The organism is Flavobacterium sp., from assembly GCF_044338735.1.
In the GTDB taxonomy this organism is placed as follows: domain Bacteria; phylum Bacteroidota; class Bacteroidia; order Flavobacteriales; family Flavobacteriaceae; genus Flavobacterium.
The window spans coordinates 1-16,023 of sequence record NZ_JBIIWV010000040.1; the positions used below are offsets into that span (position 1 = coordinate 1).

At 32.9% G+C, this 16,023-nt stretch carries 13 protein-coding genes and 1 pseudogene; 1 reads left to right on the top strand and 13 read right to left on the bottom strand.

Translation table 11 applies throughout. The features are described from left to right. Nucleotides 1-681: 681 nt before the first annotated feature. The 5 genes from ACIQZC_RS04305 to ACIQZC_RS04325 form a co-directional block, all read right to left on the bottom strand. Entirely contained in the window at nucleotides 682-3,777 is a 3,096-nt protein-coding gene (locus tag ACIQZC_RS04305) for an efflux RND transporter permease subunit (protein WP_396138010.1), read from the bottom strand. A 12-nt stretch (nucleotides 3,778-3,789) separates the two neighbouring features. Next, on the bottom strand, nucleotides 3,790-4,860 hold the full coding sequence (locus ACIQZC_RS04310) for an efflux RND transporter periplasmic adaptor subunit (RefSeq protein WP_396138011.1): 1,071 nt from the start codon (nucleotides 4,858-4,860) through the stop codon (nucleotides 3,790-3,792). 8 nt (nucleotides 4,861-4,868) lie between these two features. Further along, nucleotides 4,869-6,203 (bottom strand): TolC family protein, encoded by a 1,335-nt coding sequence (locus ACIQZC_RS04315; RefSeq protein ID WP_396138012.1) that lies wholly within the window; start codon nucleotides 6,201-6,203, stop codon nucleotides 4,869-4,871. Nucleotides 6,204-6,317: 114 nt separating this feature from the next. Then, nucleotides 6,318-6,911 (bottom strand): TetR/AcrR family transcriptional regulator, encoded by a 594-nt coding sequence (locus ACIQZC_RS04320; RefSeq protein WP_396138013.1) that lies wholly within the window; start codon nucleotides 6,909-6,911, stop codon nucleotides 6,318-6,320. A 307-nt stretch (nucleotides 6,912-7,218) separates the two neighbouring features. After that, nucleotides 7,219-7,581: a MerR family transcriptional regulator gene (locus ACIQZC_RS04325; RefSeq protein WP_396138014.1), complete on the bottom strand. Its 363-nt coding sequence runs from the start codon at nucleotides 7,579-7,581 to the stop codon at nucleotides 7,219-7,221. Nucleotides 7,582-7,688: 107 nt separating this feature from the next. Here ACIQZC_RS04325 and ACIQZC_RS04330 point away from each other — a divergent pair, with 107 nt between their 5' ends. Next, a complete protein-coding gene (locus tag ACIQZC_RS04330) occupies nucleotides 7,689-8,504 on the top strand; it encodes an SDR family oxidoreductase (protein ID WP_396138015.1) in 816 nt (271 codons plus the stop codon). 157 nt (nucleotides 8,505-8,661) lie between these two features. On the opposite strand, the gene ACIQZC_RS04335 is transcribed toward ACIQZC_RS04330, so the two are convergent. From ACIQZC_RS04335 to ACIQZC_RS04370, 8 genes and pseudogenes are all read right to left on the bottom strand, one after another. Beyond that, nucleotides 8,662-10,032: an NADH-quinone oxidoreductase subunit N gene (locus tag ACIQZC_RS04335; protein ID WP_396138016.1), complete on the bottom strand. Its 1,371-nt coding sequence runs from the start codon at nucleotides 10,030-10,032 to the stop codon at nucleotides 8,662-8,664. Between the two features lie 9 nt (nucleotides 10,033-10,041). After that, on the bottom strand, nucleotides 10,042-11,484 hold the full coding sequence (locus ACIQZC_RS04340) for a NuoM family protein (protein WP_396138017.1): 1,443 nt from the start codon (nucleotides 11,482-11,484) through the stop codon (nucleotides 10,042-10,044). Between the two features lie 9 nt (nucleotides 11,485-11,493). Further along, entirely contained in the window at nucleotides 11,494-13,371 is a 1,878-nt protein-coding gene (gene nuoL, locus ACIQZC_RS04345; RefSeq protein WP_396138018.1) for an NADH-quinone oxidoreductase subunit L, read from the bottom strand. Between the two features lie 7 nt (nucleotides 13,372-13,378). Continuing rightward, entirely contained in the window at nucleotides 13,379-13,699 is a 321-nt protein-coding gene (nuoK, locus tag ACIQZC_RS04350) for an NADH-quinone oxidoreductase subunit NuoK (RefSeq protein ID WP_396138019.1), read from the bottom strand. Further along, complete coding sequence (locus ACIQZC_RS04355; protein WP_396138020.1) at nucleotides 13,692-14,204, bottom strand: NADH-quinone oxidoreductase subunit J; 513 nt, start codon at nucleotides 14,202-14,204, stop codon at nucleotides 13,692-13,694. The genes nuoK and ACIQZC_RS04355 overlap by 8 nt, the downstream gene beginning before the upstream one ends. After that, entirely contained in the window at nucleotides 14,205-14,756 is a 552-nt protein-coding gene (locus ACIQZC_RS04360; RefSeq protein ID WP_396138021.1) for a NuoI/complex I 23 kDa subunit family protein, read from the bottom strand. It abuts the gene before it with no gap. A gap of 8 nt (nucleotides 14,757-14,764) precedes the next feature. After that, nucleotides 14,765-15,796, bottom strand: a complete 1,032-nt coding sequence (gene nuoH / locus ACIQZC_RS04365) for an NADH-quinone oxidoreductase subunit NuoH (protein WP_396138022.1) — start codon at nucleotides 15,794-15,796, stop codon at nucleotides 14,765-14,767. Beyond that, nucleotides 15,796-16,023, bottom strand: a pseudogene (locus ACIQZC_RS04370) (Fe-S-binding domain-containing protein); the annotation flags it as partial. The gene nuoH and the pseudogene ACIQZC_RS04370, both read right to left, overlap by 1 nt.

The following is a 16,023-nucleotide window of genomic DNA, read 5'->3' on the forward strand; positions in this document are numbered from 1 at the left end:
AAATCACGACAAATAATAAAAATATTCTAATCATATTTTATTTAATTATTATAGTTATACCTTGTTAGATATTATTTTCATTGAAAGGTTTAATCTTGACACGCTTTTTTAAAAAAGTACAGGACTCGTTTATATGTATGACAAAGTCGTACAAAACAAACTCGTTTTGGGTAGATAGGTATTGCTGTCGTCATATATTATTTCAAATATAGCTATTTTAATTAATAATGTTTAAAATACAAAAATTGTATTATTATACTATTTTAAGTTCAATCTCCATAACTTAAATATAAAATCCTGTATCTATACATAATTATACCTTATTGATATTATACAATAAAAACTCTTTAATTAGTAGTAGTTCATTCATATGAATAGGTTTTTAAGATTTTAAAGTGATTTTCTCCGAAGAAGTATGAAGATAATAACTGCGACAAAGAATTATTTGTTTAACTATTTGTTTTTCTGATAGTTAAGTAAATTACCATCGCATTAAAACTGCAACTTTCTCCAATAGGGGGAGCTAATTCAAGAAAGAGGTCATTTCGACCTCTTTTTTTTGTTTAATAACCCTCACAACTTTCAATAAAGAGACATTTTTTGTAGTTGCAACTTTAAACCTACAGAAAAAGGTGTTCGTGATAATACAAAGACAAATAGTATATTGAGCGTAGTTTCATTTTAGTATTTCTCTGTGATATATTTTTCTTTAACGGTATCCACTAAATAATAGACCATAGGCACTAAAAATACTGTTAAGATTAATGAGGAAAGAAGTCCGCCAATGATTACCCAAGCAAGACCATTTTTCCATTCTGCTGCAGTACCCGTTGCCATTGCAATTGGGAGCATACCAACAACCATTGAAAGAGTTGTCATTAGGATTGGTCGCATACGGCCTTTTCCTGCAATGATTAGAGCTTCTTTGAAATGTTTGCCTTCAGCTTTTAATTGATTGGTAAAATCCACAATTAGAATAGCGTTTTTTACTACTAAGCCCATTAGCATAATTAAACCAAGTAAGGCGAACAAACTCAAATTGCTTAACGACAAATTCAATGCAAAAAATGCTCCAATTGCTGCTAAAGGAATAGAAAACAACACTACAAATGGATAAATAAAATTGTCATAAAGTGCGACCAGAATTAGGTAAATCAGTAAGAAAGAAATCAGCAATACCGAACCTAATGCTCCAAAACTATCATCTTGTCTTTTGATGTCGCTACCCCAAGTCATTTGTATTCCGTTTGATAGTGGATTTTCTTTTAGATAAGCTACAACATCATCTGCTACAGTTCCAGATGGTCTTCCCAAAGCGTCAGAAGTAAGAGTAACTGCTGGTTGGCGGTCTTTCCTTTCTAACAAGGAGGGAGAATTGTCTTGTTCAACAGTTGCAAATTGTGAAACTTCTATTGGTAATCCCACAGGGTTAATAATGGAAAGTTGTTGCACGTCTTCAAAGTTTTGACGGCTAAATTCATCTAACCAAATTCTCACAGGATATTCAGTTCCGTTCTCGGTAAGTGTGGGATCATCATTTCCAGTAAAAGCGGTTCTTAGATTTAATCCTACATAAGCCGTTGTTAAACCTAATCGCTGCATTTTATCTTTATCGGGGATAATTTTGTATTCGGGACTACCCGCTTCAACCGATAAGCGAACGTTATCCGCTCCGGGAATTTTTTCAATAATTGCTTTTAAATCCTTTCCGCTTTTCATCACCAAATCCAAATTGCTTCCGCTTAATGTAATTTCAATGGGTGCTGAACGAGGTATTAAACCCAATGATGCCATTGAATAATTTATACTTGGAAATTTTGACTTTAGGTCTTCTCTAAGTTTTTTCATAAATGTTTCTGTTGGCACATTTTTAAGTTCCTTCTTAGATTTTAATTGAATGGTAAATTCTGTTTTGTTTGCAGAACCAACGCCCAAACTTCCAATACCTGTGCTTGGTCCGCCAATGTTGCTGAATACCGTTGCAACTTCGGGTTGACGAATAATGTATGCTTCAATTTTTTGAGCAATTAAGTTATTCTGCTGAATGGAAGTGGATTTGTCAAACTCCAAAGCCATTCTAAATTTTCCTTGGTCGCCAGTTGAGATTAGTTCTTTGCCGATAATTCCTTGTTTCATAATGCCTAAAGTCATTACAAAAAGTAACAAAACAATTCCTGTAAAAATTAATTTATGGCTCAAAACCCACTCTAATTGTCTGCCATACCACTGGGTGAAATTTTCTAATTGGTGCTCAAACCAAATCAAGAAACGATTGAAAAAATTAGTTGGTTGTAAATCTTCTTTCTTTCCAATACGTGAAGCTAACCAAGGTGTAAGCGTAAAACCAACCAATAAACTTGTAAGAGTTGATGTCACTACAACTACGGAAAATTGTTTTAGCATATCGGCAACAAACACTTGTAAAAAAAGAATAGGCAAGAAAACAACCACGTCAACCAATGTAATTGATAATGCAGCAAAGCCAATTTCCATACGACCATCCATTGCAGCAGTTTTTTTATCTTTCCCCCCGTCTAAATGTTTTTGAATATTTTCTAATACGACCACAGCATCATCTACCAAAACGCCAATGATTAAAGACATTGCGAGTAAGGTCATTAGGTTAAGTGTGTAACCCAAAAGCCACATTACGGCAAACGCTGTAACTAAAGAAGTAGGAATAGCAACAATTACAATTAATGAGTTTCTGAAACTTCTGAGGAATAAAAGCATCACCAATGAAACTAATATAACCGCTAATATTAAATCGAAAACAACTGAATTAACTGCTGCAATAGTGTTGTCTGTGCTATCGTCTGCAATAATAAATTTCACACCTGCATCTGAATTTTGTTGTTCAATGGCTTTGAATTTTTCTCGAACTAACGTTGAAACATCAACAGCATTTGCATCACCTTGTTTTTTCAACATTAAACCAATACCATTTTTTCCATTGTAACGACTGATTGAGGTTGTCTCCTTTATACCATCAATAACATTCGCTATATCTTTTACATAAACGGGACTTCCTAAAACAGGCATTGCCACTTGAACGTTTTTAATGTCTTCTAACGATGTAAATTTTCCAGTTAAACGAACTGAATTACTTTCTTTCTCGGTTTGCACTTTTCCAGCAGGTAAGTCTAAGCCCGATCGATTAATTGCCTCAACAACTTGAACCATTGAAATTTTATACAATTTCAGTTTGTCTTGATTTATTTTTACTTGTATTTCTCTTTCTTCTCCTCCTAAAACGGTAATCTCTGCAACGCCTTTTATTTGTTGAATTTGTGGCAGATAATCATCTTTCATTTTTTGATAAAACTCAGTAGCAGATAAATTACTTGTTGCACTAATTGACATTATTGGCAAATCATTTGGTGAAACTTTGCTCATTACAGGACTTAAAATATCCTGTGGTAAATCTTTACGAATGTTGTCAATATAGCGTTGAGCATCTTGCATTGTTTTATCCAAATCCGTTCCGTATTTCAGATTGGCAATGATGATAGAAGCATTAGGCAATGACTTTGTAACCAAATAATCTACACCTTCCAAGTTGGATAAGGCATCTTCTATTTTTCGTGAAACGGAAGTTTCTACTTCGTTGGGTTCAGCACCCGGATAAACTGTTTTGATTACAACTACGGGCTGATTAAAGTCGGGCATTAATTCATAACTTAAATTTTTATAACCTATAATACCTAATAATGTAAATAAGCTGAAAAGCACGATTATCAGCGATGGTCGTTTGATTGAAATTTCTGTAATATTCATTTTTTGCTGGTTTTATTTAACAGTTACATTTGCACCGTCAAAAAGATTTATAAATCCATTGGTTACAATTACATCACCTTCATTTAATCCATTTGACGCAATTGCCTTATTCTGTATCTTTTTTGAAATCGTGATATTCTGCAATACAGATTTGCCATTTTTAATCAGATAAACTTGTGGTTGATTAGCTGTGCCAACTATTGCTGATGCAGAAATAATAATGCCCTTTTCTTGATCAGCAGTTTTCAAAATTACTTTACCAAACATTCCTGATTTTATTTTCAAATCGGAAGTATTATTAACCGTAAACTGAACAGGAAAACTACTACCTATATTAGCCTTACTGCCTATCATAGTTGTTTTTCCAGGCAATAGAATTTCAGAATAAGCATCTGCCGAAAGAGAATATTTTTGATTTAATTTGAATTGGCTCAACTCATTTTCGGGAACATTTACGGTGAATTTTAAATTTGTAATGTCCGTTATTTGCAGTAATGGAACTCCGGGTGCAGCAAATGCCCCTTCTTCACTAAGTTTTGCGGTAACCACTCCATTGAATGGTGCTTTTATAGTGGTTTTGTTTATTTGTTCAAGTAAAGTAGCTCTTTGCACTTTGGCAGATTTTAAGCCTAATTCCGATTTTTCCAATTGAATACCTTGAATTGCATCTGCTTTAGCTAAAATTGTATAACGGTTTACATCAGCTTCCAAACCTTCTATTTGCACTTCAATGGTTTGCATTTGCAATTTTAGTAATGAATTATCCAATTGAACTAATGATTGACCTTTGTTTACAACACTTCCAACGTCAACTAAAACTACATTTATTTTTCCTTGTATTTCGGCACTTATTTTAGTTTCCTTGTTTGGCTCAAATGTTCCTGAATAATAAAATTCGGCATTCACATTTTCAATTTGCAAGGTGTCTGCCTGAACATTAATAGCTTGTTCTTTATCATATTGATAAACTTTGCTTTGTGTAATTTCTTTGTTGTTTTTCAACTTGATTACTACGATGGCAATCAATACCAATGGTATGATAATGTATAATGCCTTTTTTAAGATTGTCGTTTTTGTGTTCATTGTAATAATTATTTAGTTGTTGAAATATTACCAGTTAGTTTTTTAAGTTCTAAATCTGCTTTTAGATAATCAATTACAGCAGACAGATATGTTTGTTGTGCTTCACGCAAAGCATTGTCCGCAAGCAAAACATCTGTTAGGCTTGCTGTTCCTTGTTTTTGTTGAAGGACTGTTTGCTCGTAAATGGTTTTTGCCAGTTCAATTTGTTCTGTTGTTGTTTCTACTGCTTTTTTAGCAACCATTCTTTGCAGTTTTGCATTTTCGACCTGCATATTATTTTGTTCGGTGAGTAAGCCGAATTGCAGTTCACTATTTTGCAATTCAAATTGTTTTTGATTTATTTTCCTTTGCGTTACAGTTCCGTTAAATAGTGGATAAGAGAGTTGAATACCTGCAAAACCAATAGGGAAGAATTTTAGAAAATCATTCGGTTGCTTGTCATATCCAAAACCTGTTGTTCCATATATTCCAATAATATTTAGCGAAGGGAAAAACCTTGATTTGTTTAAGGTACTTAGTTCACTCGACAATAAGCGGTTTTGAGTTTTTATGATACGAATATCTAAAATTGTTGAAGATGTATATTCATTTGCTCTTTTAAATTGAATGTTTGGGTCTATTTGTGTTTTTTGTTCAATGGAAACACCCATTGCAAATTTTAACGCATTTAAAACTTGCTCGTATTTGCTGCTGATACTTTCTTTTTGGTTTGTTAGTTGCGCAATCTGCAATTTCACCTTGCTTACATCTGTTCCTTTGGCAAGCAATTGTTCATTGAGCAATTGCATATTTTTTAGAAGTCTCTCTGCATTTATAAGATTGCTGTCAATAAAAGCTAATTGATTATGTAAAATTTGTGCATTGTAATACAGATTGGAGATTTCAAAAAAGATTTGCTCTTCAGTTTTCAGGTATTGCAATTCGGTTAATTCCGATGCTATTTTAGTAGTTTGAATGGCACCGTAAACTTGCGGATTATACAACGACATTGACAATTGTAAGTTTGCATTGATGTTATGCGGAACGCCAAATTGAGCTTCTTTATACTGACCTACTGGAGCTGTGGGATTAAAGGTGGATAATGGCATTAACTGGTAAGGTAAATTGCTAAAATACTTGTAATCCGCATTGACTGTTATTTTCGGTATTAAATTAGCTTTGGCTTCTTTCTCTTTTTGCTCACCAATAGAAATATTATTTCTATTCATTTGCAGGTTTTTGTTGTGAACCTGTGCTGTGTCAATACACTGTTGCAGAGACCATACTTGTGCTTGTGCAGTATTCAATCCTATTATTATAAACAATAGAATGAAAATAAGTGTGTGAATATTTACTAACTTCATAAGTCAATTTTTTTTTATTTGTTTTTTGTGATAGTGATATAAGCAATGTTTGCAAATATATATGTTACAGAAATTCTAAAAATCAATGCACGGATGTTTTTTGTATCAAAGTTTTCAATTTTCTATCATTTTTAAAAGGCCGTTTAATACGGTGTTGCCATCTTTAATTAAGTTTGATTTATGCCCAGATAATTTCCATTTTAATACTGTCATACGCATACTGCCCATAATAATAGTTGAAATAGTTGCCGAACCAATTAATTCACGGAAAGTTCCATCGTCTTGACCTTTCTTTATGATAGCGACAATATGAGTTTGCATCAGTTCCATCATAGTAGAAACCATCTCGCTTAGCTCTTTATTAAATTGAAAAATACCTTCAGAAAAAATTACGCTTACAATAGCTGGTTTTTTTATAAATGTGTTTAATTGAGAAGCAAAAATTTCTTTTAATTGCTCTGTAGGCGTTTTTTCCTCTTTAGCGATTATTGTTGTAATCCGTTCTTTCATTTCAAAAATAAAATAGGATAAAAGCCCAAGCATAATGTCATTTTTACTTTTAAAATGTCGATATAATGCAGCCTCAGAAAGTACTAAATCTGCCGCTAAGTTTTTTATGGTCAATTCTTGAATGCCATATTTGTCAATCCGCAATGTAGCGGCTTCCATTATTTCTATTTGTCTATCGGTGAATTTATTATTATTCATTTTTAAGGGCTTCTTATAGGGAATTTCCAAATGTTAGTAAATGCTCGCTTACAAAGGTAATTAAATTTACTTTATACCAACAATTTTTTGAAAGAACTTTAAATTTCTAGTTAAAACCGTTTTTAAAGATTTTATAGTAATTTTATCCGAAGAAGTATGAAGATAATAATTACGATAAATAATAATTTGCTAACTATTTGTTTTTCTGATAGTTAAGTAAATTACCATCGCATTAAATTTGTAACTTTCTCCAAGAGGGGGAGCAAAAAAAGCCTAACAGCAATGTTAGGCTTTTTTTATTTTAGAATTAACACTTATCGTTTAGGACATCTTTCTTGAACGCGTCTATTTGTTTTTTCATTTCTTTAATCTCCTTCATCTTCTGTTCAAGAGAATGTAATTTTTCATCGAGAATATTTAATTTTTCTTCTTTGCAGAATCTATTATTGTACCAAGCATCTATGAGTTGCCCTATTTCTCTTATGGTGAACCCAACAGATTTAGCATCGCTAATGAATTCCAATTTTTCAATTGTTTCTTCATCGTAGTGAAAATAATTATTTGATTTGATAGATTCGTCTCGCTTTCCTTCAATCAATCCTGATTTTTCATAAAAGCGAATCGTATGGGCAGAAATCCCAGTAATTTTAGCTATTTCATTTATTAACATAATGCAAATATAAAAAATTATTAAAAAATAACAACTATAGACTACACTCTAATGTTGTAGGTTTCAATTTATACCACTACGTTTGTTCAAATTAAAAATACAATCATATGAAAAAGACAATTTTAATTACAGGAACTTCAAGTGGAATTGGGAAATCAACCGTTATTGAATTTGCAAAAAATGGATGGAATGTAATTGCTACCCAAAGAAACCCTGAAAAGGAAACTGACTTTAAGATCTATAATAATGTCAAACTTTATTCATTAGATGTTACGAACCTTGATAGTATCACACAAGTATTTAAGAAAGTAAAAGAAGAATTTGGAACTATTGATGTTGTGTTAAATAATGCTGGTTATGGAGTTGATGGAGCTTTTGAAGCAATGTCTGATGAAGTAATTGAAAATCAATTCAACACAAATGTTTTTGGATTAATGCGAGTGACAAGAGAGGCAATAAAAGTGATGCGTCCTTCCGGTGGCGGAACAATCATTCAAATTTCAAGTATGGGTGGAAAAATCACTTTCCCATTATACAGCATTTATCATGCAACAAAATTTGCTGTTGAGGGTTTTACAGAATCATTACATTATGAATTAGCACAATTTAACATTAAGTTAAAACTTATTGAGCCTGGCCCAATAGTAACCGATTTTTATGGAAGAAGCAGACAATTCATTAAACCCAATTATACAACTGATTATGATATGTTTATTTCAAAATTTAATGCTGCTGCAGAAAAAGTTATGAAAGATGCAGAGGGACCTGAAGTGGTTGCTAAAACAATTTTTATAGCCGCAACAGACAATAGTAATAAAATGCGATATGCTATTGGGAAGCCCGGTCCAATGCTATTAAAGCTTAGAAAAATACTTTCTGATAAATTCTATTTCTTACTGGTTAGAAAAAGTTATAATATTTAACTATATGTTTTTCGGATAGTTAAATAAATTATTATCGAAATAAAATTTTTAACTTTCTCCAAGAGGTGGAGCAAAAAAGACCTACCAGAATGAACATGCCCCAAATAGTGTCTAACTTTTTGGGGCATGTTCAATAGACTGGCTTTTTTTATTGTTTTTAGGCGCTCAACAAATTCATAATTAAATTTGGGAACACTCCAATGATAATATTTAAAAGTATAGCCAAAACTGCTACAAAATAGTATACAAACGGTGTAGTTTGTTTTTCAGTACCTTCTTTAGTGTACATGGCAATGATTAGTTTAAAATAATAACCCACACTTATGATCGAATTTAGTACACCTGCAATAACCACTATAAGATAACCCGATTCAATAGTTTGTGTAAATAAAGTAAACTTAGCAAAGAAACCAGAAAAAATAGGAATTCCTGCCATTGAAAGTAATGATGCAGTTAATATTCCTGCCATTAAAGGATTTGTTTTTCCTAGACCATTAAAATTAGCAATGTCTTGGTTGTCTTTAGATTTAGTTACTAAAATGATGACAGCAAAAGCAGCAATTCCTGCTAAAGCATAAGCTGTGGCATAATAAAATAAGGTTCCTGCAGCAGTAGAAAAGCTCAACAAAGCCATCAACATAAAACCCGCATGTGAAATACCTGAAAATGCTAACATACGTTTTACATTATTTTGGCGTAATGCCATGATATTTCCTACCGTCATGGATAATATTGAAATAACTACGATAACAACTTCAAAAATGTATGGGATTGAAGGGATCATTCCTTGAATTAACTTATATAAAGTTGCCATTGCAACTACCTTAGCTAAAGTGCTCATGGTTGCCGTGGTTAAACTTGGCGCACCTTCATATACATCGGGAGCCCAAAAATGGAACGGAACAGCTGCAATTTTAAATAACATTCCAATAATGATCAAAGTCAAGCCAATAGGAAACCAAATAGGAATTCCAGCGCCTTCAGAAAGTTGATAAATTTCGGCGATGTCAAAATAACCTGTTGCGCCATAAATTAAGCAAATTCCAAATAATATAATTCCTGAAGCAAATGAACCCAATAAGAAATATTTCATTCCGGCTTCATTACTTTTAACATCCAATCGTTTACTAGCAGCGAGTACATAAAGAGAAATCGATAAAATTTCAATTCCAATGAAGAACATCGCTAAGTTTCCAAAAGAAACCATTGCAACTGCACCGGCTAATAAAAATATTTTAATAGCAACATAATCAGACAATTTAGATTGATGTTCTTTATAATAATCACCACTTAAAGCTACTAGAAAAATTGTTAGAACGATAAATAAACTAGAAAAACTTACCGAAAAACGATCCACAATAATCATATTATTAAAGTGGGTACTCGGTAAATTATATTCAGAAATAGTAAGCCCTAGTATTGCTACAAGTCCTAGTATTGCAACTGGGATTAATAGTTTTCTTAGGTTGAAGATTTCAGCAATTAGGCAAAAAACACCTAAACCTGATATGGCTAATATTGTATTCATTTTTAGGACTTATTTTAGTCTGTTAATAGTTAAGAAAATATCGTTCAAACTCGGAAGTATTAAATCATTGATTGGTTTTGGATACAATCCGAAAAATAATAATAATGCAATAATGAGTACAAAAGTTATTGTTTCATAAATCGTTACCTCTTTAAAAACGGTTGTATTTGTTTCGCCTAGCATTACGTTTTGAAACATTTTAAGCATATAGTATGCGCCTAGAATTATAGTTAATCCACCAAATACAGCTAACCAAATGTTCACTTGACTTAAACTATATAATACAGTAAATTCTCCTACAAAATTATAAGTTCCGGGTAAAGCAACCGATGCTAAAACCAAAATCATAAACAATGAGGTAAATTTTGGTGCTTGTGAACGAATTCCGCCTAATTCACTAATTGTTCTTGTATTGTATCTTCTATAAATGATTTCTGCAGCAAAAAATAAACCAACGATTACAAATCCATGGGCAATCATTTGATGAACTGCACCACTTAGTCCGTCTAGCGTTAATGTATAACATCCTGCAGCAATTAATCCTACGTGTGCCAATGATGAATAAGCCAATAATTTTTTTAAGTCTTTTTGGCGAAGTGCTACAATTGATCCGTAGATGACACCTGCAATACTTAGCCCAATTAAAATAGGCATGTATTGTTTTGCAGCTTGTGGCGCAATTGGTAATTGCCAACGAATAATGCTATACAATCCCATTTTAAGCATGATTCCTGATAACAACATAGTTCCAGCAGTTGGTGCTCTTTGGTACACTTTTGCTTGCCAAGTATGAAACGGAATAATTGGAATTTTAATCGCGTAAGCTAAAAAGAACGCAAAGAAAATCCAAAACTGCTCTTGAGTCGATAAGTTTAGATTATATAAATCTTGTAGTAAAAAACTACCTGCTTTGGTATATAAATAAGCAAATGCCACTAACATAAATAGCGAACCTGCCAATGTGTATATAAAAAATTTTAGAACCGCTTTTTTGCGTTTTTCTGCATCTCCATTTCCCCAAATTAAGGCAATAAAATAAATAGGTATTAGGGCTAATTCCCAAAACACATAATATAATAATCCGTCTGCTGCTAAAAAAGTTCCCGTCATAGCAAAGGCCATGAAAAGTATTAAAGCATAGAAATTTTTAGCATTTGTTACCGTGGTTCCAAATGAAGAAAATATAATTAAAGGTGTCAAAATAGTAGTTAAAAGCACCATGGCTAATGATAAACCATCTGCATACAGTGCAATACTTACTTTAGGAAACGTAATCCATCCGTGCAAAATACCAACATTGCCACCATTAACAAATAAATAGAGAATATTTAACGAAATTAACAATGCGCCTAAACTGAAGAGTAAAGCCACTTTTGAAGCCAATTTATCTCCTGAAAAATAGGTTACAACAGCACCAATTAATAGAGAAAGTAATAGTATAGATACATCCATTGTGATAAATTATTGAGCAATAAATAAATAAATAATCAGGGTACAAATCCCTAATACAAACATAAATAGATACAATCCTATATTTCCGTTTTGTAATTTTTTTCCTTGTGTGCCTAACGCGTTTGCAGCCGATCCAAAACTAAATACTAATTTAGAAAGTTGCGGTTCGATGCTTTTTCTACTGAAATTTGAAATTGCATTTATAGGTATTACAATTAGTGCTGTATAAATTTCGTCTACATAATATTTGTTGTAAATGACTTTATTGAATCCTATAATTGCTTCATCTTCTTTTGGAACAAAACCTTGTTTTAAGTATTTGCTATAAGCCCAAAGAATTCCAACAACAGCTCCAGCTAAAGCAACACCCATCAACATAAATTCATGAGTTCCAAGAACGTGTGCATGATGTTTTGTTGTTAAAATAGGTTCTAAATAATGGTTCAACCAAAAGCTACCCGGTAAATTAATAGCTCCACCAATAGCGGCTAAAACGGCTAAAATTACCAATGGAATTGTGATTAATTTCGGACTTTCGTGTAAATGATGTTTTTGTTCTTCGGTTCCTCTAAATGTTCTAAAGAAAGTTAAGTACATCAATCTAAACATATAGAAAGCGGTCATGATAGAAGCAATTGAAGCCACAACCCATAATACTTTGTTATGTTCAAATGCGGTTAATAAAATTTCGTCTTTCGACCAAAATCCAGCAAATGGAAATATTCCAGCAATGGCTAAAGTTGAAACCATCATCGTCCAAAAGGTAATCGGCATTACTTTGCGTAAGCCACCCATTTTTCGCATGTCTTGTTCACCATGTAAGGCATGAATTACCGATCCAGATCCTAAGAATAAACAAGCTTTAAAGAACGCGTGTGTAATTACGTGAAAAACGGCAACGGTATAAGCGCCCATTCCTAAGGCTAAAAACATCAATCCTAATTGCGAAACGGTTGAATAAGCCAATACTTTTTTAATGTCATTTTGTAGTAATCCGATAGAAGCAGCTACTAATGCTGTGATAGCTCCTATAATGGCAATAATATTTTGAATTTCAGGAGTCAAATCAAATAAGAAATTCATTCGAGTGATCATGAAAATACCTGCTGTTACCATTGTTGCTGCGTGAATTAAAGCCGAAACTGGTGTTGGTCCTGCCATCGCATCGGGTAACCAAGTATATAATGGTAATTGCGCCGATTTACCGGTTGCTCCAATGAATAAACATAGCGCTGCAATTCCTAATGTAGTAGTATTTACTTGACCGGTTGCAATTGCGGTTTGAATTTCGGAGTAATTTAAAGTTGAAAATTGGGAAGCAAGCATGAAGATACCAATTAAAAACCCTAAGTCTCCAATTCGGTTCATGATGAATGCTTTTTTAGCGGCATCATTATAGGCTTGATTTTTATACCAAAATCCGATCAATAAGTAAGAACACAATCCAACGCCTTCCCATCCGATGAACATTACTAATAAGTTGTTTCCGATGACTAACGTAATCATAAAAAATACGAATAGATTTAAATAGGCAAAGAATTTAGGCATGTTTTCGTCATCGTGCATATAACTGATCGAATAGACATGAATTAAAGCACCAATTCCTGTTACAAAAAGCAACCAAAGTAGCGATAACTGATCTAACACAATTCCGAAATCAATTTTTAAATTCCCAATAGAAATCCAATCAAATAATGAAATTTCAATGGCTTTTCCTGTCTGAAGTAATTGTGAAAAAAAACAAAGGGTTAGTAAAAAAGAAAATACAACCGTTAGTGTTCCTATAACGCCTGCAATTCCTTTGCTAATTTTATTTCCAAAGAATATATTGAAAAGAAACCCAACAAATGGAGATAAAAGTAATAGTAAAGCTAAATTTGTGTCCATGTTTAGATTATCCTTTTAAATTTTTTAAATTATCAATGTCGATTGATCCTAAATTTCGGTAAACCGATACCAGAATGGCTAATCCTACCGCTACTTCAGCTGCAGCTACCGCCATTGAGAAAAATACAAAAACTTGTCCTTCTGCGTCTTGATGATAGGTTGAAAAAGCTACAAACAATAAGTTTACTGCATTTAGCATTATTTCAATAGACATAAATACTATAATTGCGTTTCTTCGGTATAACACACCAAAAACACCAATGCAAAAAAGAAGTACCGATAAGAAAATATAATTTTCAATACCGATTTGATTTAATATATTACTCATTGTTTTTTTCTTTTTTAGTCAATAATACCGTTCCAATCATCGCTACTAATAATAAAATAGAGATAAATTCAAACGGAAACATGTATTCGTTTAACAATACTTTTCCTAATACTTTGATCGATTGAAAATCTTCACCGCTGGTATCATAACCCGTCATAATTGTTTTCGAATTAATGAAAATGGTGATGAAAACGATACTCATAATTAGGAAAACAATTAGCGCTCCTATTCTCGTAATTCTTGGTTTGTGCACTTCGTCTTCTTTGTTTAAATTCATCAACATGATGGTAAATAAAAACAAGACCATGATGGCTCCAGAATAAACGATGATATGAACTAAGGCTAAGAATTGTGCATTAAATAATAAGTAATGTCCGGCAATTGAAAAAAAGCATAATACTAAATAAATTGCGCTATGAATGGGATTTCTGCTGTAAATTGTTAAAAAGGCTGTAGCCAATGTTATAGCAGCTAAAAAATAAAATATAATTACTATTGGTGCCATTTAGTTTGCGTTATTAAGTTGAGCATTTTTCATTGCCATTTCTAAAGGCATTACTAATTTATCTTTTCCAAAAATGAAATCTTCGCGATCATAACTAGCAGGAACTAATTCTTTTGAAAGTGTTAAATAGACAGCGTCTTTTGGACAAGCTTCTTCACACAATCCACAAAAAATACAACGCAACATGTTGATTTCATAGATTTCGGCATATTTTTCTTCACGGTACAAATGTTCTTCTCCTTTTTTACGCTCGCCAGCTCTCATAGTAATTGCCTCTGCCGGACAAGATAAAGCACATAAGCCACAAGCAGTACAATTTTCTCTTCCGAATTCATCGCGTTTTAGCATGTGTTGTCCGCGATATACTGGACTAAATTCTCTTACTTGTTCGGGATATTGTACGGTTACTTTTTTTCGAAATAAGTGTTTGATCGTAATAATTAATCCTTTAACGATGGCTACCAGATAAAGCCGTTCCCAAAAAGTCATTTCTTTATGAGATACTTCTTTTTTTCTACCTGAAAGCGATATACTTTGTATTGCTGTTGACATACTATCTTTTATTTAAAAGCTAAAATGCAAATTCCTGTTATTATAATATTAATGATTGAAAGCGGAATTAATATTCTCCACCCTAAGTTCATTAATTGATCGTATCTAAAACGCGGGATTGTCCATCTTACCCACATGATGAAAAAGATGAATCCACAAATTTTTATGAATAAGGCTACAATTCCAAGAATATTCGCCACATTTACACCCACATTATCAATCATCCATTGCATTCCTGGGTAGTTGTATCCTCCAAAAAACAATATGGATAAGATAGCCGAAGAAATAAACATATTGGCATACTCAGCGAATAAATAAAAGCCCATTTTCATAGAAGAATATTCGGTATGATAGCCTCCAATTAATTCAGTTTCACATTCGGCAAGGTCAAAAGGCGTTCGGTTCAATTCGGCGAAAGCACAAATTAAGAAAATTAAAAATGAAACCGGTTGGTAAAATACATTCCAATCCATTCCGCTTTGTTGCACCGAAATTTCTTTTAAACTTAAGGTTCCGGTCATCATTAATAAGGCAATCATCGATAATCCCATGGCAATTTCGTAAGAAACCATTTGAGAGGCAGCACGAACGGCTCCCATCAACGAAAACTTATTATTTGAAGCCCATCCTCCAATCATTATGCCGTAAACACCAACAGAAACAACTCCAAAAATATAGAGTAATGAAACGTCAATATCAGTTGCTTGTAAAATAACATCCCTACCAAAAATATGCAAACGATCACCCCAAGGAATTACTGCGCTGGTCATTAACGCCGTACTCATCGCAATCGCAGGGCCTACGATAAATAAAAATCGGTTAGGGGTGTTAGGAATAAATTCTTCCTTTGTAAACAATTTTAATCCGTCGGCAAGCGGTTGTAATAAACCAAACTTTCCAGCACGATTAGGACCAATTCGATCCTGTAAAAATGCCGCTACTTTTCGTTCTGCATAGGTTGAATACATCGCCATAATCATCGTAATTGCAAAAACAGTTACAATAACAACACTTTTTTCTATGATAAAAGCACTATCCATTATTTTTTATCATTAATTAAATTACCGTCAATTTTTTCATTGTAATCGATGTCAGGCATACTGATTTTTTTACGATCAATTGTTCTACCTTTTAAAATATGTTCTTCGGTTTCTATCACCACGTTTTCCATTTCACGGGTGTAGTTGTTTTGATTGATTACCGAGTCTTTTTCAAATTTTCTCGGGCCTTCAATAACCCAATCTTCTAAATTTTTATGATCAAAACG

Bases quoted from the DNA above. Each gene is read 5' to 3' on its own strand.
- nuoH (WP_396138022.1), bottom strand. From the start codon at position 15,796: ATGGATAGTGCTTTTATCATAGAAAAAAGTGTTGTTATTGTAACTGTT.
- ACIQZC_RS04355 (WP_396138020.1), bottom strand. From the start codon at position 14,204: ATGGCACCAATAGTAATTATATTTTATTTTTTAGCTGCTATAACATTG.
- ACIQZC_RS04360 (WP_396138021.1), bottom strand. From the start codon at position 14,756: ATGTCAACAGCAATACAAAGTATATCGCTTTCAGGTAGAAAAAAAGAA.
- ACIQZC_RS04310 (WP_396138011.1), bottom strand. From the start codon at position 4,860: ATGAACACAAAAACGACAATCTTAAAAAAGGCATTATACATTATCATA.
- ACIQZC_RS04325 (WP_396138014.1), bottom strand. From the start codon at position 7,581: ATGTTAATAAATGAAATAGCTAAAATTACTGGGATTTCTGCCCATACG.
- ACIQZC_RS04340 (WP_396138017.1), bottom strand. From the start codon at position 11,484: ATGGATGTATCTATACTATTACTTTCTCTATTAATTGGTGCTGTTGTA.
- nuoK (WP_396138019.1), bottom strand. From the start codon at position 13,699: ATGAGTAATATATTAAATCAAATCGGTATTGAAAATTATATTTTCTTA.
- ACIQZC_RS04315 (WP_396138012.1), bottom strand. From the start codon at position 6,203: ATGAAGTTAGTAAATATTCACACACTTATTTTCATTCTATTGTTTATA.
- ACIQZC_RS04335 (WP_396138016.1), bottom strand. From the start codon at position 10,032: ATGAATACAATATTAGCCATATCAGGTTTAGGTGTTTTTTGCCTAATT.
- ACIQZC_RS04320 (WP_396138013.1), bottom strand. From the start codon at position 6,911: ATGAATAATAATAAATTCACCGATAGACAAATAGAAATAATGGAAGCC.
- ACIQZC_RS04305 (WP_396138010.1), bottom strand. From the start codon at position 3,777: ATGAATATTACAGAAATTTCAATCAAACGACCATCGCTGATAATCGTG.
- ACIQZC_RS04330 (WP_396138015.1), top strand. From the start codon at position 7,689: ATGAAAAAGACAATTTTAATTACAGGAACTTCAAGTGGAATTGGGAAA.
- nuoL (WP_396138018.1), bottom strand. From the start codon at position 13,371: ATGGACACAAATTTAGCTTTACTATTACTTTTATCTCCATTTGTTGGG.